The sequence below is a fragment of the Paracoccus kondratievae genome, from assembly GCF_009301415.1.
Classification (GTDB): domain Bacteria; phylum Pseudomonadota; class Alphaproteobacteria; order Rhodobacterales; family Rhodobacteraceae; genus Paracoccus; species Paracoccus kondratievae.
The window spans coordinates 404622-423968 of record NZ_CP045073.1 but is presented as its reverse complement, the minus strand read 5'-3'; the positions used below and the strand labels follow the sequence as shown (position 1 = coordinate 423968).

The window sequence follows — 19347 nt, the reverse complement described above, 5'->3', positions numbered from 1 at the left end:
ACCAGCCGCGAGCACAGGAGAAACATCCGATGGTGGAGTTCGAGCCTTTCCTTGATAAGGATGCGAAGCTCTCGCGGCAGAAACGGTCGGGGACGATCCAGTCGATCTCGGTTGCGATGCGGTTTCTCAACATTCTTGCCGGGGCCGAACGGTCGCTTGCCCTGACCGAGATCGCCCAGCTGTCGCGCACCAGCCGTTCGACCGCGCATCGCTATATGCAAAGCCTCGTCAAAGAAGGGCTGGCGGTGCAGGATCCGGTCTCCAGCCGCTATGACCTTGGTCCGGCCTCGCTAAGTCTTGGCGTTGCCGCGTTGCGCCGTATCGACGCGGTCGAGATCGCGGGCTCGCAGATGAAACAACTGACCGAGAACCATGGGCTTAGCGCCGGGGTCTGCATCTGGACCGAGCGCGGCCCGACCATCGTGCGCTGGTTTCGCAGCGCCCATTTCGCGATTACCGCGATCAGCCTTGGCGATGTGCTGCCGGTCGATAACACCGCCTGCGGGCTGGTATTCCAGGCCTTTCTGCCCCGCGCGCAGATCGAGGCGGCGCGGCGCTTGCAGCCTGTGAGTTTCCGCGGCACCCCGCCCGGCAAGGCGGTGATCAACCGTATCCGCAGCGAGGGCTGGGCCGAGCTGACGAGCCATCTTTTGTCCAATGTGACCGGGCAGGCGGCCCCGATCCTTGATGCACAGGGGGAGCTGATCTGCGTCGTCACCACGGCGGGCAATCTGGGTAAGCTTGATTCGCCCCATGCCAGTGTGGCGCTGCGTGATGCAGCGCGGCTTATCAACCGCGCCACCGGTGGGCAAAGCGCCTTTGACTGATCAGTCGCGCGGGCGCGGAATGACCATTGGCCGCCCGGTCAGCGGATCGGCCTGAACCAGCGCGGCAAGGCCAAAGACCTGCTCGATCATCGCCTCGGAGACGATGTTTTCGGGCGCGCCCTCGGCCACCACCGCGCCATCCTTCATCGCCACCAGATGCGAGGCATAGCGAAAGGCCAGGTTCAGCTCGTGCAGCACCGCGACCACGGTGCGGCCCTGCGTGTTCAGCCGGGCCAGAAGGTCCAGCAACTCGACCTGATGTACGATGTCCAGATAGGTTGTCGGTTCGTCCAGCAGCAAAATCCCGGTCTCTTGTGCCAGCACCATGGCGATCCAGACCCGCTGGCGCTGACCCCCCGAAAGTTCGGCCACCGGGCGCGCGGCGAGCGATAGTGTGCCGGTCATGTCCAGTGCGGCGCGAACGGCGGTTTCGTCCCCCGGCGACCATTGCTGCAAAAAGCCCTGATGCGGGAAACGCCCGCGCGCGACCAGTTCGGCCACTGTCAGCCCATCGGGTGCGGTCGGCGACTGGGGCAAAAGGCCCAATCGCCGCGCCACTTCGCGCGTCGGCAGGCTGAGAATCGCCTTGCCGTCCAGAACCACCTGCCCGGCATCCGGGGTCAGCAGCCGGGCCAGCGCGCGCAGCAGTGTCGACTTGCCGCAGGCATTCGGGCCGACGATGGCGGTGAATGATCCGTCCGGGATCGCCAGCGACAGATTTTCCGACACCGGCTGCGCCTGATAGCGCAGCGTGACCGCATCGGCGTGCAGGCGGTAGGACATTCCCGCGTCTCCGTTGGGGTGTTTCTTTGCGGCATGTGTATTGCATTGCGGAATATGCTCTGCAATATGGTTTCAGCCATTGCGCCAGAGACCGGTCCGGCGATCAGCCATCCCTGCTTTTCAGACCCGCGCCCGACCCCGGGCGGAAAGGATGCCATGGCCAGCCTGAACCCCGAATCCGTCGAAGACCCCGAAGGTCTGCTTGCGCAGCCAGATCACATGCGTGACATGGACCGCGTCATGCTTGAGGTGGTCGCGATCCTCTGCCCCTTTCCCTCGGTCGCGCGGGTGGTGGGTCGGATTGATGCGCATGATCCACAGGCCTGGGGTGCCGCAAATGTAGCCGTCCGCATCGAAGTCGAGACCCCCGAGGGGCAACGCCCGGTCTCGCGCATCTATACGATCCGCAGCTTTGACCCGCGTTCCGGCACGGTCGAAATCGACTTCGTGATCCATGATGACGACAGTCCTGCGATGCGTTGGCTGCGGGCTGCAGGACCCGGCACAAGGGTCCATATGATCGGCCCGCGCCAGCACCTTGTTCCCGGCTTTGCACCCGGTAAGCGCGTGGCGATCTTTGCTGATGAAACTGCGATCCCCGCCGTTTTCGCCATCCTTGATGCGTGGCCGGATGGTGTTTCCGGCAGCCTGTGGATCGAGACCTCTGATCCTGCAGCGTTCGAGGAACTGCCGCGCCTTGCGGGACTTGATTATCATTTGATCCGCCGCGCCCGTCCGGCCGGCACTACCGGCGCGCTTTTTGCTGCCGCCCGGCAGGCGATCTCTGCGCCCGGGGGCTGGACCCTTTGGGCTGCGGGCGAGCGGCAGGAGATGCGTGAGTTTCGCAACCATTTCCGTGCTCTCGGACTTGGTCGCGACGATGTACGGGTCTTCGGCTATTGGAAGCATGGCTCCAGCAGCTCAGAGATCGACCGGATCAGGCTGCGCGAATATGCCGAGATCCGTCGGCGCGGCCTGCGGCTGGAAGACCTTGATGACGCTGAACTTCCGATCTGAGGAAAACCCATGCTCATCCGTCTGGTCCCGCTGATCCTTGCGTTTGTCCTGCCCGCCGTGGCGTACGCCGAGGGCTGGCCGCGCAAGATCACCGACGCATTGGGAGAGGTGACCATTGCCGAACCTCCGCAGCATATCGTTTCGACCTCGCCCAGCCTGACCGGCATCCTGCTGGCCATTGATGCACCGCTTGCTGCGACCGCATCGGCTTTGATTGGGCCTTTGACTGACGATAAGGGCTTTTTCCTGCAATGGGCGGCGGTGGCTGACCAGCGCGGGGTCGAGGTCCTGTATCCGAACCTTGATTTCGACATCGAGGCGCTGATGCTGCAAGAGCCGGACCTTGTCGTCGCCTCATCGACAGGGGGCGACAATATCCTGCCCTATCTTGAACAGCTCCGGGCGCAGAATGTGCCGGTGGTTGTGCTGGATTACGCAAATGACGGGTGGGAGGATCTGGCACGCACCCTTGGCCGTGCCACCGGGCATGAAAAGGATGCCGCCCGAGTGACCGGGGATTTTGCCCGACAGGCGGCCGAAACGCGGGCGGGACTGGTCTTGCCTGCGGGAGATGCCAGCATCGTTTCTTACAACTTTGCGGGCACCTATGCGGTCAGCACACCCGACAGCCCGCAGGCGCGTGTCCTTAAGGCGCTTGGCTTTTCCATTGCCGGTCTGCCGCAGGTGATGCGTGGCGAGGTTTCGCGTTCGGCAGATTTCGATTTCGTCTCGCATGAGAACCTGTCCGCCGCGATTGCCGGAGACAGCGTCTTTCTGCTGAACGGGACCGAAAGGACGGTGCAAGAGTTCATCGCCGATCCGGTGCTGGCGAACCTGCCTGCGGTGCGCGAAGGGAGGGTGTATCCGCTGGGGCCGCATTCGTTCCGGGTCGATTACTACTCGGCCCTGCAGATTATCGAGACGGTCGCGCCCTATTTTCGCAAATGAGGCCACTTGTGCATTCCTCGCCCGCCGGCAGGCAATATGCGGTGGGGCTTGCTGTGCTGACCCTATTGGCGATGGCGAGCCTTGCCATCGGCTCACGCCCCGTGCCGGTGGCGCAGGTGGTGTGGGCGTTGGTTGACCCTGATCCGGGCAATGACCTGCATCTGGTGGTGCGCGAACTACGCCTGCCACGCATGTTGCTGGCGATCTTTGCCGGGGCGGCGCTGGGACTGGCCGGGGCGGTCATGCAGGCTGTGACGCGCAACCCCCTGGCCGAGCCGGGCCTGCTGGGCGTCAATGCCGGCGCGGCCATTGCGGTGGTCCTTGGCGCCTCAGGCTTTGGGCTGACGCAGATGGCGCAGTATGTCTGGTTCGGCTTTCTGGGTGCAGGGCTTGCGGGGGGCGCGGTGTTCCTGCTGGGACGCGCCCATGAAAGCGGGACCGATCCGGTCAGGCTGGTGCTGGCGGGGGCGGGGGTCTCGGTCCTGCTCGGCGCGGCGGCTAATCTGGTAATTCTGAACTCGGGGCTTGAGGTGCTGGACCTGTTTCGCAACTGGGGTTCTGGTGCGCTTGATGGACGGGGCTGGGCGGTCGCCCTGACCATGGGCGGCGCGCTGGCCTTGGGGGGCGCACTGGCATTAATTCTTGCGCCGGGGCTGAACGCCATGGCGTTGGGGCACGACGCGGGCCGGGCACTGGGGCTGCGTGCATCACGGTTCTGGGCGCTTGCCTGCGTGTCGGTAATGATCCTTGCCGGGGCGGCAACCGCTGCTGCCGGCCCGATTGGATTTGTCGGGTTGGTCGCACCACATATCGCCCGTGCGCTTGCCGGGCCAGACAATCGCCGGGTGCTGCCGCTGTCGGCGCTTTTCGCGGCAGCGGTGCTGCTCGGGGCAGATATCATCGGCCGTGTCGTTGCCGCTCCTGCCGAGGTGGCGGCCGGGATAGTCGCGGCCATTCTTGGCGCACCGTTCTTTATCCATATCGTGCGGCGCTTTCGTGTGGCGCGGCTATGATTCTGCCCGGCGCCCGTTTGCTGCGGCTTGGCCGCCTGTCGACTTTGTGGCGACCGCGTGCCGTTGCGGTCTGTGTGGTGCTTGCATCCGCCTGCCTGGTGCTGGGGCTGCTGCTGCTTGGGACCGGCACCATGGCCTTATCCCCGATACAGGTGGTCGAGGGGCTGGCCGGCCTATCTGCCGAGCCTAAGGTTGCCCGTGTCCTGCACGGTATTCGCCTGCCTCGGGTGCTGACTGGTGCGCTGGTCGGTGCTTCGCTTGGCATGGCGGGGGCGGTGTTTCAGTCGCTGTCGCGCAATGCGCTGGGTTCCCCTGACGTGATCGGTTTCACCACCGGCGCGGCGACTGGTGCGCTTTTGCAGATTATCCTGTTCAATGCCGGGGCTTTTCAGGTTGCTTCTGCTGCGGTGGGTGCGGGACTGGCGACAGCGCTCGTGGTACTGGCTTTGTCGCGCGGTGGCCGCGGCGGCACGGGTGGCGGTTATCGGTTGATCCTGATCGGTATCGGTATTGGTGCAGTGATGACGGGCGTCAATAACCTGCTGATGGTGATGGGTAATCTTGATCGGGCTATGTCGGCTCAGATCTGGCTTGCCGGTTCGCTGAACGCGCGTGGCTGGGCGCATGTCTGGCCCGTCGCTGCAGGGCTTGCGCTGTTCGTGCCGCCATTGGTGCTGAACGCGCGCCGTCTTGCAATCATGGAGCTGGGTGATGAAATGGCCGTACAGCTTGGCGTGAATATTGCGCGCAACCGGGCGATGCTGGTCATTGCGGCGGTGGGGCTTACGGCAGTTGCGACCGCCAGCGCAGGGCCGATCGCCTTTATCGCGCTGGCTGGGCCGCAGATCGCACGACGCCTGACGCGCGTGGCGGAGGTGCCGCTGATCTCGGGCGCGCTGACCGGGGCTTGTCTGCTGATGGCGGCGGATCTTTTAAGCCAGCGCGCGCCCTTTGGGCTGATGCTGCCCATCGGCACGATGACCGGACTATGTGGTGGATTCTATCTGCTATGGGTTCTTATGCGCGAGCGCTGAGCAGAAAGGAAGGTGCGGGTGGTTTGGCGCGATCCAATGCCTGTCCCGGGCAGATTATGATGATGAATCAGATGGATGCGCAGAAGTTTTTATCAGCATCACCGCGAACAAACTTTAAATTTGACACGCGTAAATTATTTGCCTAACTTTCCCTGAACCGCCGTGGGGAGGAGCCTCGGTGGACAGTCGGGCGTGCCGACCTAACTCTCCTCGAAATGCGAGATCCTGGGAGGATTCCATGACCTTCAAGAAAGCGCTCCCGGCGCTGTTGACCACTGTTGCCCTGACCATGGGTGGCGCTGCATTCGCTGACGGCATCGGCGCCTCGCTGCTGACCCAGCAGCATCCGTTCTATATCGAGCTGGCCGATGCGATGAAGGCCGAGGCCAAGGCCAAAGGCGTGGCCCTGGAAGTCAGCATCGCTAACCAGGACCTGAACAAACAGCTTGCGGATGTCGAGGATTTTATCGTCAAGGGCGTCGATGTCATCGTGATTTCGCCCGTGGACAGCCAGGGCGTGGCGGCGGCGATTGCCAAGGCCGACGCGGCCGGCATCAAGGTCGTGACCGTGGACGTCCCCGCAGCCGAGGCCAAGGTGACCTCGCATATCGGTACCGACAACTACACCGGCGGCGTCAAAGCTGGTGAGCTGATGGCCGAGGTTCTGGGCGGCAAGGGCAAGGTTGCGATCATCGACTATCCGACCGTGCAATCGGTCGTCGCCCGGGTCGAAGGCTTTAAGAAGGCGCTCGAGTCCCACCCCGAGATCGAAATTGTCGCACAGCAAACCGGCATCACCCGCGCCGAAGCTTTGGCCGTGTCCCAGAATATGCTGCAAGCGAACCCCGAGATCACCGGAATCTTTGGTTTTGGCGATGACGCTGCGCTTGCTGCGGCGGTTGCGGTCAAATCGGCCGGGCTTGAGGATCAGGTCAGGGTCATCGGCTTTGACGGCATGGAAGAGGCCCGCAACGCCGTTGACACCAATCCGGTCATGGTCGGCGTGATCCAGCAGTTCCCGCAAGAGATGGGCAAGACTGCGATCGACACCGCCGTCGATGTCATCGCGGGCAAAGAGGTTCCGGCCGAACAGCCCATCGTGCCCGGCGTTTACACCAGGAAATAAGCCAGCAGCGCGGGGCGCGGCCTTATGGCCTTGCCCCGCGCTTTCCCCTGGAGGGCAAGAGGATGAGCGAGGCTACGCCCGTCGTGCTGTCGATGCGCGACGTCAGCAAGCGTTTCGGCCCGGTCGAGGCACTGAAGTCCATGCGGCTTGAGGTGCAGCCCGGCCGTGTCCACACTATTCTGGGCGAGAATGGGGCCGGGAAATCGACCCTGATGAAGATTCTGGTCGGGGTGCATCCGCCCTCGGGTGGTGAGATGCGGCTGGAAGGCCGGCCCTACCAGCCTCAAAGCCCGCGCGATGCGGCGGCCCAGGGTATCGCCATCGTGTTTCAGGAACTCAGCCTGTGCAACAACCTGACCGTGGCCGAAAACATCATGGCCATGCACGAGCCCTCGCGTCTGGGTTTCATTAACGACCGCGAACTGCGGGCGCGGGCGGCCGAGCTGGTCCGCGATCTGGGGCTGCCGGTCGATGTTGACGCCAAGGTCGGCCGGCTTTCGATTGCGCAGCGCCAGCTGGTTGAAATCGCCAAGGGCCTTAGCCGTCCTGCCAAGGTTCTGATCCTCGATGAGCCAACCTCGTCCCTGTCGGATTCCGAGGCCGAGATCCTGTTTCGCATCATTGACCGTCTCAAGGCGCGGGGGACGGCGATCCTTTATATCTCGCACCGGATGGAAGAGATCATGCGCCTCTCTGATGACATTACGGTCATCCGCGATGGCGCCTATGTAGCAACGCGTCAGCGGGACGAAACCTCGATTGAAGAGCTGATCACCCTGATGGTCGGTCGCCGTATGGATGAGATCTATCCGCCGCGCCTTGCCCCTGCGCCCGGACCCGAGGTTGCGCCCGCGCTTGAGGTGCAGGGGCTGAGCGGTCCGGGCTTTCGCGAGATCAGCTTTGACGTTCGCCCCGGTGAGATCCTGGGCTTTTTCGGCCTGATCGGCTCGGGCCGGTCCGAGGTGATGAAGGCCCTGTTTGGCATGGGCGCGCATACGGGACAGGTCCTGCTTGGGGGCAAGCCTTCCCGCATCGGCTCCCCGGCCGAGGCCATTGCCGCAGGCATCGGCTTTGTCACCGAAAACCGCAAGGAAGAAGGCCTGGTCCTTGGTGCGGCGGTGCGTCCGAACATCTCGATGGCGGCCTTGCCGCAATTTGCAGGCAGCGCGGGTTTTCTGCGCTTTGGTCGTGAACGCCGCGCGGCGCTGGATGAGGTAAGGCGCCTCGCCATCCGGACCAGTTCGCTTAACACCATTGCCGGCACCTTGTCGGGTGGGAACCAGCAAAAGATCGTGCTGGCGAAATGGCTGCTGACCCGTCCGCGCGTCCTGATCCTTGATGAGCCGACCCGCGGCGTCGATGTCGGGGCGAAATTCGAAATCTATCGCATCATCCGCGAACTGGCCGCCGAAGGAACGGCGATCCTTTTGGTGTCCTCGGAACTGCCCGAGGTGCTGGGGCTCGCGGATCGCATCGCCATCATGTCCGAAGGCGCCCTTAAGGCAACGCTGGCGCGCAGCGAACTGACGCCCGAACGCGTCATGGCCCATGCAACGGGAACCCATCAATGACCCAGACGACCGATAATACACCCCGCGCGGGCAGGCAGCAGCTTGTCGTGGCGCTGCATCAATACGGCGGCATTCTTGTGTCGCTGGTGCTGCTTTGCGTGATCTTCACGCTGCTGAACGAACGTTTCATGACGGTCGCAAACCTGACCAACATCCTGCAACAGGTAGCGGTGGTCGCGATTGCGGCCTTTGGCATGACCTGGGTGATCCTGCTGGGGGAAATCGACCTTTCCATCGGCTCGATCATCGCCGTTGCGGGGATGGCTGGTGCACAGGCGCTGGCCTTTGGCGTGGGCTTTGTTCCTGCGCTGTTGTTCACACTGGCGGCCGGGGCCCTGATGGGACTGATCAACGGGGTGCTGACCGCCAAGCTGGCTCTGCCCTCGTTCATCGTGACCGTCGCGACCATGGGCATCTATCGTGGCTTTGTCAGCCTGCCGACCAACGGTGCGCCGGCGATGATCTCGGACGCGTCATGGACAGCCATCGGCAGCGACCGGCTGGCAGGCATCCCGATCATCATCTGGATTGTCGGGGTCCTGTTCATTTTCAACCATGTCCTGCTGTCGCGCACGACCTTTGGCCGTCGTACATATCTGACCGGGGGCAACCGCGAGGCGGCGCTTTATTCCGGCATCAAGGTCGACCGGCTCAAGATCGCCATCTTTACCCTTTCGGGCGTCATGGCGGCGATCTCGGGGATCCTGCTTTCCTCTCGCCTTTACTCGGCCCAGACCAATGCGGGCATGAGCTATGAACTTGACGCCATCGCGGCGGCGGTTCTGGGGGGCACCAGTCTTGCCGGCGGTGTCGGCACCATGGTCGGGACGCTGATCGGCGCGCTGATCATCGGAGTGATGAACAACGGCATGAACATGCTGTCCGTGCCCTATTTCTATCAGCTTATCGTCAAGGGTCTGGTGATCCTGGTTGCGGTCTGGCTGGACGTGCGCGCCAAGCGGCGGCAGGGGTAAAGATGGTTAAGGTTCTTACAATCGGCGAGGTTCTGGTCGAGATCGTCGCCACCACCCGCGGCAACGGATTTCTTGAGGCACAGCCGCTGGTCGGGCCGTTCCCCTCGGGCGCTCCGGCGATCTTTATCGACCAGGTTGGCAAGATGGGTACTGCCTGTGCCATCGTCTCGCGCGTCGGCGATGACGATTTCGGACAGGTGAATATCAGGCGGCTTGCGGCAGATGGCGTCGATGTCTCGGGGATCGAGATCGCACCGGGCGAAAGCACCGGCAGCGCCTTCGTTCGATACCGCGAGGACGGCAGCCGCGCCTTTGTCTATAACATCCGCCATTCGGCCTGCGGCAAGCTGCGACCGACCCCGGCATCCGGGGCGCTGATCGACAGCTGCACCCATCTGCACGTCATGGGCTCGGCCTTTTCGGCGCCGGAGCTTGGGGCGATGGTGATGGATGCGGCGCAGCGTATCAAGGCGCGGGGCGGTACCATCTCGTTTGATCCGAACCTGCGGCCAGAGCTGTTGAACGCGCCCGGCATGCGCGAGGCGCTGGATGTGGTGCTGGCGATGACCGACCTGTTCATGCCCTCGGGGGAAGAGCTGTTTTTGTTCGATCCCGCCCGGGATGAGGCGGCGGTGATCGCCTCGCTGCTGGGTCGCGGCATCCGCACCGTGGTCGTGAAACGCGGCGCGCTTGGTGCAAGCCTGTTTCAGCAGGGTCTTAGGCTCGACGCTGCGCCGCTCCCGGTGGATGAGGTTGATCCGACCGGGGCGGGCGACACTTTCGGTGGTGCCTTCCTCAGCCTGTGGCTGGCGGGGGCAGAGCCCTCGCAGGCCCTTGATCTGGCCAATGCCGCCGGAGCCCGCGCCGTCACCCGGCTGGGCCCGATGGAGGGCACCTCGACCCGTGCCGAACTCGATGCGCTGCTTGCGGAACGGAAAGGCTGAGACATGACCGACAACCCCCTGAAATCCATTGCCGGATGGCGTTATCGCCCCGGCCCCTCGGGCATCCCTTCGATCTGCACCGCTCATGCGATGGCGATCGAGGCCGCGATGCGCTGTACCCTGCCAACGCCCCTGCCGCTGCTGATCGAGGCGACCTGCAACCAGGTCAATCAGGACGGCGGCTATACCGGCATGACCCCCGCCGATTTTCGCCGCTTTGTCGAAGAGATCGCGGCGCGCGTAGGTTTCCCGTTGCAGCGGCTGATCCTTGGCGGTGATCATCTGGGCCCGAACCCCTGGAAGAGCCTTCCTGCGGATCAGGCGATGGAAAAGGCCGAGGTGATGATCCGCGCCTTTGCTGCCGCCGGTTTTACCAAGCTGCATCTCGACTGCTCGATGGGTTGTGCGGGTGAGCCGGTGGCGTTGGATGACGCCACTACCGCCGCCCGTGCCGCGCGGCTGGCAGCCGCAGCCGAGGCCGCGCGTCCCCAGGACGGTATTGCCCCGGTCTATATCATCGGCACCGAAGTCCCGATCCCGGGCGGTGCGATGGAGGAAATCGAAACGCTGGAGGTCACCAGTCCCGAGGCGGCGCTGACCACCTTTCAGGTGCACCGTCAGGCCTTTGCCGATGCCGGTCAGGATGATGCTTTCGCCCGCGTTATCGGTCTGGTGGTCCAGCCGGGGGTCGAGTTCGGCAACCACAATGTTGTCGATTATGACCCCGAGGCTGCGCGTGATCTTAGCGCCGCGCTGGCCCGGATGCCCGGGCTGGTGTACGAGGCGCATTCAACCGATTATCAGACCCGCGGGGCATTGGGGGCGCTGGTCCGGGATGGCTTTGCCATCCTTAAGGTTGGGCCCGGGTTGACCTTTGTGCTGCGCGAGGCGCTTTACGGTCTTGATGCCATCGCCGGCGAACTGTTCCCCGACCGGCACCTCCGCCGTCTGCGCGAGGTGATGGAAGAGGTGATGCTTGACGCCCCCGGCAACTGGGACCGCTACTATCACGGCTCTGACGCCGAGCGCGCATTGCAGCGCCATTTTTCGTATAGCGACCGCATCCGCTATTACTGGCCACAGCCTGCTGCCGAACAGGCCGTGAGCGCGCTTTTCGCGCTGCTTGAGGGGGTCGATTTGCCCGAAACGCTGATCTCGCAATATCTGGGAGGTCTTTATCCCGATGTGCGGGCCGGCCGGTTACCACCACGCGCCCGCGATCTGGTCCTGGCCGCAGTCGAGAAGTTGGCACAGGACTATGTCGCTGCCTGTTGTCCCTGAGGGTGCGCCGTGGCGAAAACACGCCCCCGCCCATCAGGTTTGCGACGGGCAGGGGGCTGCTATTGACCGGCATCGTCCGCAGGATGATATTGTCAAATTAAGTCTTTACGCGAGATAAAAAATGCTTCGGCGTCAAGCCGGACAAGGGGGGCTGTATGGAAGAGCAGAAGATCAGGAATATGGAAGAGTTCTCGGCCGTCAGCGGTATCTCTCGGCCGACGATCTCGAAATATTTCAATGATCCGTCCAGCGTCCGGCGTTCGACTCGTGAGAGGATCGAAGAGGCGATTGCCCGCTACGGTTACCGCCCGAACCTTTTTGCCATCAATCAGAACCGCAAGCTGACCAGGAATATCGGCATCCTTGTCCCCCATATCGTCGATCCGTTCTATGCCGAAATCGTGCGCCAGATCGAAACCCGCTGCATCGAGGCCGGCTATTGGGCCATCGTCCTGTGCTCGCATGGTGATACCGAGCGTGAGCTGAGCGCCATCGAGATGCTTTATTCCCTGCGCATCGCGGGGGCGGTTATCGCACCGCTTGGGGACAGCTCTGCCTCGGACCGCATTCATCAACTCGCTGCTGATATCCCGACGGTGATTTTCGACAACCATATGAATGGAGATGAAATTTTTGTCGGAACCGACAATTTTCAAACCGTTGGTCTGATGGTTGATTACCTGTGCCGCAGCGGCGAGCCACCCTGTTTTCTCGACATGCCCGCCGTTAACACCAACGCCCGTGAGCGACGTGAGGCCTATGTCCGTGCCATGGAAGAACAGGGGTTTCAGCCCCATGTTTTCCCGGTCGAGTCGACCCGATGGGATTTCGAGGAACTGGGCTATGACGCCGGTCTGCGCCTGCTGTCGGCACATGGGCTGCCCACCAATACCGTTCTTTGCGCCAATGATCGTATCGCCATCGGCCTGATCGCCGCAGCCTTTGAAAAGGGGCTCAGGGTAGGGCGCGGCGCGGCTACCGCCCTGCGCGTGGCGGGTCATGACGACCATCCTATGGCCCGCTTTACCGCCCCCGGCCTGACCACTGTCGCACAAGACTATGTATCAATTGCGGAAAACAGCGTCGACACGCTTTTCGGCATGATCGAGAACGGTGTGCGCCCCTCAAATCCTTTGCGGCGGCTTGAGGGCAAGCTGATCCTGCGTGCCTCTGCCTGATTTTATCCCGTATCATTTTAACTTTTCACGAGCAAAAATATTTATCGACTGCTCGCAGTCTGTTGCTGCCAGCTTTGTGGCACTCTCTCAGGGCGGTGCGGCTGTCCTGAAGACGCTGCCACGGTATGCTTGGAACGCCGGCGGCTTTTGGCTATGACGGCGCTCCAGTCAGCAGAGGATGCCGCCCGTGGACGCAACCGATCGCATTGCCCGCACCATAGCCGCCGAGATCAACGCCAACCCTGCACAGGTTATGGCGGCGGCGGCCCTTCTTGATGGTGGTGCTACCGTGCCCTTTGTTGCCCGCTACCGCAAAGAGGTGACGGGGGGGCTGGACGACACACAGCTGCGTACCCTTTCCGAACGGCTGGTCTATCTGCGCGAACTTGAGGCGCGGCGGGTGGCAATTTTGGAATCGATCAAGGGGCAGGGCAAGCTGACCGATGATCTGGCCCGCGCCATCGCCGGGGCGGAAAGCAAGGCCACGCTTGAAGATATCTACCTGCCCTTCAAGCCCAAGCGACGCACCAAGGCGATGATCGCGCGCGAAAACGGACTGGAGCCGCTGTTGCGTGCCATTCAAGAGGACCGTGCCACTGCGCCTGAGGCGCTGGCCGCCGCCTATGTGACCGGGGCTGTTCCGGATGTGAAAGCGGCGCTTGATGGCGCGCGCGACATTCTGGTCGAGGAACTGTCCGAGAATGCGGCGCTTCTTGGTCGGTTGCGCGAGTTCATGCAATCCGAGGCGATCATTTCTGCCAAGGTGATGCCGGGCAAAGAGCAGGCCGGTGCCAAGTTCAGCGACTACTTTGACCATGCCGAGAAATGGGCGTCGATCCCGGCGCATAGGGCGCTGGCGATCCTGCGCGGCGCCAAAGAGGAAATCCTGACCATCGGAATCGCGCCCGAGCCTGAGACCGGTACAATGCGGGCCGAGGGTATCGTTGCCGCAGCTCTGGGCCGACTGGGCGATCAGCCGGGCGACCTGTGGCTACGCAAGGTGGCTGGATGGTGCTGGCGTGTACGGCTGTCCAACACCATGTATATCGACCTTTTGACCGAGCTGCGCACCCGTGCCCATGCCGAAGCGATCCGGGTTTTCGGTCGCAATCTCAAGGATCTGTTGCTGGCCTCGCCCGCCGGGCCGCGTCCGACCATCGGGCTTGATCCCGGCATCCGCACCGGGGTCAAGCTTGCTGCTGTGGACGGAACCGGCAAGCTGGTCGAGACGGCGACCCTTTACCCCTTTCCGCCGAAATCCGACCTGCGCGGGGCCGAGGTGGCGCTGGCCGCAGCCATCCTGCGCCACAAGATCGAATTGATCGCAATCGGTAATGGCACTGCCAGCCGCGAGACCGAGCGGTTCGTGGCCGATGTGCTCAAACGTTTGCCCACCGGGGTCAAGGCTCCGGTCAAGGTGATCGTTTCCGAAGCTGGGGCCTCGGTCTATTCCGCCTCGGAACTGGCTGCGAAAGAGTTTCCCGAACTTGATGTGTCGCTGCGCGGTGCGGTCTCGATTGCCCGGCGCCTGCAGGACCCCTTGGCCGAACTGGTCAAGGTGCCCCCCGAATCGATCGGGGTCGGCCAATATCAGCATGACGTCGACCAGCGCCAGCTTGCCCGGACGCTTGAGGCCGTGGTCGAGGATGCGGTGAACGCGGTCGGCGTCGACCTGAACACTGCCTCTGCGCCGCTGCTTGCCCATGTGGCCGGCCTGGGCCCGTCACTGGCACAGGCGATTGTCGCGCATCGTGACGCGCAAGGACCGTTCCCGTCGCGCGCCGCGCTGAAAAAGGTCGGCGGCCTGGGCCCGCGCGCCTTTGAACAATGCGCCGGATTCCTGCGCATTCGCGACGGAAAAGAGCCGCTCGATGCCTCTGCCGTCCACCCCGAGGCTTATGGCGTCGCGCGCCGCATCGTCGCTGCCTGCGGTCGGGACATCCGCCAGATCATGGGCAATGGCGAGGCGCTGAAGGGAATCCGGGCCGAGACCTTTGTCGATGATCATTTCGGCCTGCCCACCATCCGCGATATCCTGTCCGAGCTGGAAAAGCCCGGTCGTGACCCACGGCCAAGCTTTGTCACGGCAAGCTTTGCCGAAGGTGTCGAAGAGATCACCGATCTGCGTCCCGGCATGGTGCTGGAGGGGACGGTGACCAACGTGGCGGCCTTTGGTGCTTTCGTCGATATCGGTGTGCATCAGGACGGGCTTGTGCACATCAGCCAGCTGGCCGATCGTTTTGTAAAAGACCCGAATGAGGTTGTGAAGGTAGGCCAAGTGGTCAAGGTCCGCGTGACCGAGGTTGATGTGCCGCGCAAACGCATCGGCCTGACCATGCGCAAGGACGGCGGCGCCCCGGCACGCGACGCGCAGAAAGAGCGGGGGCCCAGACCCCAATCGGGACGCGGCCCCAAATCAGCCGCCCCTGCAGGCAAGGAACAGCCCGGCGCGCTTGGCGCGGCGCTGCTGAACGCGCTGCGCAAGAACTAGGCGGGGCGCGGGTCAGGCCCTCAGCAGGGCGGCGCGGAACTCTGGGTCCGACAGCACGACCTCTTTGGTGCCCAGTTCGGCTGCCCGTGCCAGTGCGCGCGAAGTCTGGACCTGCGCAAACTCGACCGCTTGGGCAAGACTGCGGCCTTGCCCAAGCGCGGCAGTGATCAGCCCGGCGAACAGATCTCCGGTCCCGGCCATGGCCACTGGCAGGTGGGGCGTCGGATGGCGTGTCAGCCCGTCAGGGCCGCGAATGACGCTTTCCAGCATACCGGGCGCGGTCTCGCGCAGCTTGCAGCCGGTGACGATCAGCTGTGCCTCAGGCGCCATGTGCAGCGCCTCTGCTGCGTGATGGACATCCGCCAGCTCTGCGATAGGCTGCCCGGTCAGCCATGCAATCTCGAACGGATTGGGCGAGGCGATATCGGCCATAGGCAACAGCCGGTCGCGAAAGATGTCCGCGATCTCTTTGGGCACATACAGCCCCGGCTGCTCATCGCCCAGAACCGGATCGCAGTAATAGCGCAGGCGCGGGTTGACCGCTTTGGCTTTGGCGACGAAATCAGCGATCAGCCGCGCCACCTCGATTGAGCCGATATAGCCGGTCAGCACGAAATCCGCCCGTTCGGGCAAACCGCGATCCCAGGCCCCCTGCAACAGCTCGGCAAAGAAATCGCCGGGCAGTGGTCTGCCGCGCAGACTTGGGTAGTCGGGGGTATTCGAAAAGATCACTGTCGGGATCGGTGTCACCTCCAGTCCGGCGGCAAGCATCGGAAACACTGCTGCCGAATTGCCGACATGGCCCAGAACCACCTGGCTCTGAATTGAGATCACAAGCGGGCGGATCATGGGCTTCCCTCCAGTCGCTTCGTCCAGTCCTCGACCCGGCCGCTTTCCAGCCGGCGCATGGCATAGCGCCGCCAGCCTTCGGCCAGAACCTCCAGCGCGGCAATGCCCTGCAACTCGGTCATGTTCAGCCGGTCCACATAAAGCGCATGCCAAAGCCGGCGCAGTGTCCAATCGGGCGCGATGCGGTCAATCAGCTCCAGCCGGTCCCCCGGCGCGACGGTGCCGGGTTGCAGGACACGGTAATACCAGCCGGTGCGCCCGCTTTGCTGGACGCGGCGGGCCATGTCTCTGACCCCGAACCGGTGGTTCAGCTTCCAGCAGGGCTGCCGTCCCTGACTGACCTGAACAAGGGCCGACCCCAGACGAAAGATGTCACCGACCGCCACCTTTCCCTCATCCAGCCCAAGGGTCGAGATATTCTCGCCAAAGGCCCCCGCGGTCTCCAGCAACCTAAAAGCTTCTTTCGTGCCCAAATATCCCGCGGGGGTCCGGGGGTGCGAAACCCCCGGCTGCCCCAAGGGCGCCAGAGAGGCCTGTTCATCCCGCCAGGCCGCATAGTGATCGAACGGATAATGATGCACAGCCTTTTCCGGCCCGCCATGCACGCGCCGGTCGGCCTGTTCATCGCCCGCAAAGCCCTCCGGTCCCAGCGCCAGCGGGTGGTCAACCGGGTGCTTGTCGATACCGCTCGACTGATCGCTGCCCGGCAGCGGCGCGGCCTTGCCGGTCAGCAGGATGATCTCGGCCATGGCGTCCTCTGTTCACTGCCGTGGCCAGATTAGCCAAAGCCGGGGCAGGCTCAAGATGGCTAGACCGCAATCGCACGGCGCAGGGCGTCATGGTCCATGGCAGCGGCTTCGCCCTGCATCACTACCGTGCCACGATCCAGGACGATGATGCGGTCCGCAAGTTCCAGCGCGAAGTCGACATATTGCTCGACCAGTACGATAGCCATGCGGCCCTGATCGCGCAGATAGCGGATGGCGCGGCCGATGTCCTTGATGACCGAAGGCTGGATGCCTTCGGTCGGCTCGTCGAGGACCAATAGTTTTGGCCGTGTCACCAGCGCCCGGCCGATGGCAAGCTGTTGCTGTTGTCCGCCTGACAGGTCGCCGCCGCGCCGCTGCGCCATCTCACCCAGTATCGGAAACAGCTCATCGACCTCGGGCGGGACGTGACGCTCGGCGCGGGGCAGGCCTGCAAAGCCGGTCTCAAGATTCTCGCGCACGGTCAGCAAGGGAAATATCTCGCGCCCCTGCGGACATGAGGCAACACCCGCCCGCGCCCGCGCGTGGGGCGGCAGATGGGTCAGGTCGCGGCCGGCAAGCGATATCCGTCCGGCCGAGACCTTTTCGCGTCCGGTGATGGCCCGCATCAGGCTGGTCTTGCCAACGCCGTTGCGGCCCATGACCGCCGTGACCTGCCCGACCGGTGCCTGTAGCGAGACCCCGCGCAGCGCCTGCGCCGCGCCGTAATGCAGGCTGACATTTTCGACGACCAGCGCGTCAGCGGCCAAGATAGACATCGATTACCTCGGGATTGCGGGAAACATGGTCAAGCGGCCCCTCGGCCAGCACATGACCCTGATGCAGGACCGTGACGCGGCAATCGAGCGCGCGGACGAAATCCATGTCATGCTCGACCACCACGATCGAATGCTCGCCCGCAAGGCTGCGCAACAGCTCTGCGGTGCGCATCGTCTCGGCGTCGGTCATGCCGGCGGCGGGCTCATCCACCAGCAAAAGGCGCGGTTTTTGCGCAAGCAACATCGCGATTTCCAGCCATTGTTTCTGGCCGTGGCTCAGCGCACCGGCAAGCAGGTCAGGGTCAGGCAGGCGCACCAGATCAAGCAGCCGGGCACGCTCTTTCACCGCTGACTTGCCATGTGGGCCACGCAGGGCCGACCAGACGTCGCGGGGTCCAGCCAGGGCCAGGTCGATATTTTCGGCCACGGTCAGGCTTTCGATGACCGTTGGCTTTTGGAACTTGCGGCCGATGCCCAGCCGGGCGGTGCCTGCTTCGTCCAGTCGCGTCAGATCATGGGTGGTGTCAAAGAACAGCGTGCCGCGGTCAGGCCGGATACGACCGGTAATCAGGTCCATCATCGTGGTCTTGCCTGCGCCGTTCGGGCCAATGATGGCGCGCAGCTCTCCCTTGTCGATGGCAAGGTTCAGATCGTTGATTGCCCTGAAACCGTCAAAGCTTTTCGATACGCTGTCGATGTTGAGGATGGTCATGCCGGAACCTCCTTTGACTGCTTGCGGGCAGGGCGCAGATCCCCAAGCGCACCGACGATCCCCTTGGGCAGATATAGCGTGACGAGGATGAACAGAGCCCCCAGCGCATACAGCCACGCGTCGGGCAGCCAGCCGGTCAGCAATGTGCGCGTCAGCGCAACCATGATTGCGCCAAGTGCGGCTCCGGCCAGCGTGCCCCGGCCGCCAAGCGCCACCCAGATCACCACTTCAATCGAGTTTGCGGGTGCGAATTCCCCCGGGTTCACGATCCCGACCTGAGGAACGTAAAGCGCGCCCGCCACCCCCGCCATCATGGCCGAGACGGTCCAGACGAACAGTTTGTAATGCTCGACCCGGTAGCCAAGAAAGCGGGTTCGGCTCTCGGCATCGCGGATTGCGACCAGCACCCGGCCAAGGTGACTTGCCGTGATCGCCCGGGCAAGCAGTAGCCCGCCCGCCAGCGCCAGCGCCGAAGCGATAAATAGCACAAGTCGCATTTCCGGCGAGGACAGCGATACTCCCAGCAGGTCCTTGAAGTCGGTCAGGCCGTTATTGCCGCCAAAACCCATCTCGTTGCGGAAAAACGCCAGCATCAGCGCATAGGTCATCGCCTGCGTGATGATCGACAGATAAACTCCGCTGACCCGTGCCCGAAAGGCGAACCAGCCAAAGACAAAGGCCAGGCAGCCCGGCACGAGCAGGATCAGCGCCAGCGTTGCAGCAAAACTGCCCGAGGCGAGCCAGTACCATGGCAGGCTGTCCCAGTTCAGAAAGACCATGAAATCGGGCAGTTCGGGATTGGCATAGACGCCGCGCGTGCCGATCTCGCGCATCAGATGCATGCCCATGACATAGGCGCCAAGCGCGAAGAATGCACCATGTCCCAGCGACAGGATGCCAGCATAGCCCCAGACCAGGTCCAGCGCCACGGCAAGCAGCGCGTAGCAAAGGTATTTCCCCGCAAGCTGAATAGCATAGCCGGGCAGGATATTGCCCTGCATCAGCGGGATCGCCACGGTAAGGATGAAAAGCCCGCCTAGAAAGACGGTCATGTTGCGGTCGATCAGGCGCATG

General features: G+C 63.3%; 18 protein-coding genes. 12 read left to right on the top strand and 6 right to left on the bottom strand.

Annotated elements, in window-relative coordinates; translation table 11 throughout:
- Positions 1-29 precede the first annotated feature (29 nt).
- Positions 30-827 (top strand): IclR family transcriptional regulator, encoded by a 798-nt coding sequence (locus F8A10_RS13415; RefSeq protein WP_010394441.1) that lies wholly within the window; start codon positions 30-32, stop codon positions 825-827.
- Here the strand turns inward: F8A10_RS13415 and F8A10_RS13410 are convergent, their stop codons facing one another.
- Positions 828-1610, bottom strand: a complete 783-nt coding sequence (locus F8A10_RS13410; protein ID WP_010394443.1) for an ABC transporter ATP-binding protein — start codon at positions 1608-1610, stop codon at positions 828-830. It abuts the gene before it with no gap.
- Between the two features lie 156 nt (positions 1611-1766).
- Between F8A10_RS13410 and F8A10_RS13405 the strand changes: the two genes are divergently transcribed.
- From F8A10_RS13405 to F8A10_RS13355, 11 genes are all read left to right on the top strand, one after another.
- On the top strand, positions 1767-2627 hold the full coding sequence (locus F8A10_RS13405) for a siderophore-interacting protein (RefSeq protein WP_193668288.1): 861 nt from the start codon (positions 1767-1769) through the stop codon (positions 2625-2627).
- A 9-nt stretch (positions 2628-2636) separates the two neighbouring features.
- The gene (fepB, locus tag F8A10_RS13400; RefSeq protein ID WP_010394445.1) at positions 2637-3575 is read left to right on the top strand and encodes a Fe2+-enterobactin ABC transporter substrate-binding protein; all 939 of its coding nucleotides are present in this window, start codon (positions 2637-2639) and stop codon (positions 3573-3575) included.
- Positions 3576-3583: 8 nt separating this feature from the next.
- A complete protein-coding gene (locus F8A10_RS13395) occupies positions 3584-4588 on the top strand; it encodes a FecCD family ABC transporter permease (RefSeq protein ID WP_152367566.1) in 1005 nt (334 codons plus the stop codon).
- The gene (locus F8A10_RS13390; RefSeq protein ID WP_010394447.1) at positions 4585-5622 is read left to right on the top strand and encodes a FecCD family ABC transporter permease; all 1038 of its coding nucleotides are present in this window, start codon (positions 4585-4587) and stop codon (positions 5620-5622) included. Before F8A10_RS13395 ends, F8A10_RS13390 begins: the two co-directional genes overlap by 4 nt.
- Before the next feature lie 238 nt (positions 5623-5860).
- Complete coding sequence (locus F8A10_RS13385; RefSeq protein ID WP_152367565.1) at positions 5861-6748, top strand: substrate-binding domain-containing protein; 888 nt, start codon at positions 5861-5863, stop codon at positions 6746-6748.
- A 62-nt stretch (positions 6749-6810) separates the two neighbouring features.
- Positions 6811-8319, top strand: coding sequence for a sugar ABC transporter ATP-binding protein (locus tag F8A10_RS13380; RefSeq protein WP_152367564.1), 1509 nt, complete (start codon positions 6811-6813; stop codon positions 8317-8319).
- Complete coding sequence (locus F8A10_RS13375; RefSeq protein ID WP_152367563.1) at positions 8316-9293, top strand: ABC transporter permease; 978 nt, start codon at positions 8316-8318, stop codon at positions 9291-9293. Before F8A10_RS13380 ends, F8A10_RS13375 begins: the two co-directional genes overlap by 4 nt.
- Before the next feature lie 2 nt (positions 9294-9295).
- The gene (locus F8A10_RS13370) at positions 9296-10237 is read left to right on the top strand and encodes a tagatose kinase (protein ID WP_085502552.1); all 942 of its coding nucleotides are present in this window, start codon (positions 9296-9298) and stop codon (positions 10235-10237) included.
- A 3-nt stretch (positions 10238-10240) separates the two neighbouring features.
- The gene (locus F8A10_RS13365) at positions 10241-11518 is read left to right on the top strand and encodes a D-tagatose-bisphosphate aldolase, class II, non-catalytic subunit (RefSeq protein ID WP_085502551.1); all 1278 of its coding nucleotides are present in this window, start codon (positions 10241-10243) and stop codon (positions 11516-11518) included.
- A 155-nt stretch (positions 11519-11673) separates the two neighbouring features.
- Positions 11674-12696, top strand: a complete 1023-nt coding sequence (locus tag F8A10_RS13360; protein WP_029371677.1) for a LacI family DNA-binding transcriptional regulator — start codon at positions 11674-11676, stop codon at positions 12694-12696.
- A 178-nt stretch (positions 12697-12874) separates the two neighbouring features.
- The gene (locus tag F8A10_RS13355; RefSeq protein ID WP_227493503.1) at positions 12875-15187 is read left to right on the top strand and encodes a Tex family protein; all 2313 of its coding nucleotides are present in this window, start codon (positions 12875-12877) and stop codon (positions 15185-15187) included.
- A gap of 12 nt (positions 15188-15199) precedes the next feature.
- Here the strand turns inward: F8A10_RS13355 and pdxY are convergent, their stop codons facing one another.
- The 5 genes from pdxY to urtC are packed head-to-tail and all read right to left on the bottom strand — an operon-like array spanning position 15200 to position 19346.
- The gene (gene pdxY / locus F8A10_RS13350) at positions 15200-16036 is read right to left on the bottom strand and encodes a pyridoxal kinase (RefSeq protein ID WP_010394456.1); all 837 of its coding nucleotides are present in this window, start codon (positions 16034-16036) and stop codon (positions 15200-15202) included.
- Positions 16033-16785, bottom strand: coding sequence for an MOSC domain-containing protein (locus tag F8A10_RS13345; protein ID WP_152367561.1), 753 nt, complete (start codon positions 16783-16785; stop codon positions 16033-16035). The genes pdxY and F8A10_RS13345 overlap by 4 nt, the downstream gene beginning before the upstream one ends.
- A gap of 59 nt (positions 16786-16844) precedes the next feature.
- Positions 16845-17561, bottom strand: a complete 717-nt coding sequence (gene urtE, locus F8A10_RS13340) for an urea ABC transporter ATP-binding subunit UrtE (RefSeq protein WP_010394458.1) — start codon at positions 17559-17561, stop codon at positions 16845-16847.
- Positions 17542-18273 (bottom strand): urea ABC transporter ATP-binding protein UrtD, encoded by a 732-nt coding sequence (gene urtD / locus F8A10_RS13335; RefSeq protein ID WP_010394459.1) that lies wholly within the window; start codon positions 18271-18273, stop codon positions 17542-17544. The genes urtE and urtD overlap by 20 nt, the downstream gene beginning before the upstream one ends.
- Positions 18270-19346, bottom strand: a complete 1077-nt coding sequence (gene urtC, locus F8A10_RS13330; protein ID WP_152367560.1) for an urea ABC transporter permease subunit UrtC — start codon at positions 19344-19346, stop codon at positions 18270-18272. Before urtC ends, urtD begins: the two co-directional genes overlap by 4 nt.
- Between the last annotated feature and the right edge of the window lies 1 nt (position 19347).

Coding starts and splice junctions, on each gene's coding strand:
- fepB (WP_010394445.1), top strand. CDS start 2,637: ATGCTCATCCGTCTGGTCCCGCTGATCCTTGCGTTTGTCCTGCCCGCC.
- urtE (WP_010394458.1), bottom strand. CDS start 17,561: ATGTCTATCTTGGCCGCTGACGCGCTGGTCGTCGAAAATGTCAGCCTG.
- F8A10_RS13380 (WP_152367564.1), top strand. CDS start 6,811: ATGAGCGAGGCTACGCCCGTCGTGCTGTCGATGCGCGACGTCAGCAAG.
- urtD (WP_010394459.1), bottom strand. CDS start 18,273: ATGACCATCCTCAACATCGACAGCGTATCGAAAAGCTTTGACGGTTTC.
- pdxY (WP_010394456.1), bottom strand. CDS start 16,036: ATGATCCGCCCGCTTGTGATCTCAATTCAGAGCCAGGTGGTTCTGGGC.
- urtC (WP_152367560.1), bottom strand. CDS start 19,346: ATGCGCCTGATCGACCGCAACATGACCGTCTTTCTAGGCGGGCTTTTC.
- F8A10_RS13415 (WP_010394441.1), top strand. CDS start 30: ATGGTGGAGTTCGAGCCTTTCCTTGATAAGGATGCGAAGCTCTCGCGG.
- F8A10_RS13385 (WP_152367565.1), top strand. CDS start 5,861: ATGACCTTCAAGAAAGCGCTCCCGGCGCTGTTGACCACTGTTGCCCTG.
- F8A10_RS13370 (WP_085502552.1), top strand. CDS start 9,296: ATGGTTAAGGTTCTTACAATCGGCGAGGTTCTGGTCGAGATCGTCGCC.
- F8A10_RS13360 (WP_029371677.1), top strand. CDS start 11,674: ATGGAAGAGCAGAAGATCAGGAATATGGAAGAGTTCTCGGCCGTCAGC.
- F8A10_RS13375 (WP_152367563.1), top strand. CDS start 8,316: ATGACCCAGACGACCGATAATACACCCCGCGCGGGCAGGCAGCAGCTT.
- F8A10_RS13390 (WP_010394447.1), top strand. CDS start 4,585: ATGATTCTGCCCGGCGCCCGTTTGCTGCGGCTTGGCCGCCTGTCGACT.
- F8A10_RS13410 (WP_010394443.1), bottom strand. CDS start 1,610: ATGTCCTACCGCCTGCACGCCGATGCGGTCACGCTGCGCTATCAGGCG.
- F8A10_RS13345 (WP_152367561.1), bottom strand. CDS start 16,785: ATGGCCGAGATCATCCTGCTGACCGGCAAGGCCGCGCCGCTGCCGGGC.
- F8A10_RS13365 (WP_085502551.1), top strand. CDS start 10,241: ATGACCGACAACCCCCTGAAATCCATTGCCGGATGGCGTTATCGCCCC.
- F8A10_RS13405 (WP_193668288.1), top strand. CDS start 1,767: ATGGCCAGCCTGAACCCCGAATCCGTCGAAGACCCCGAAGGTCTGCTT.
- F8A10_RS13355 (WP_227493503.1), top strand. CDS start 12,875: ATGCCGCCCGTGGACGCAACCGATCGCATTGCCCGCACCATAGCCGCC.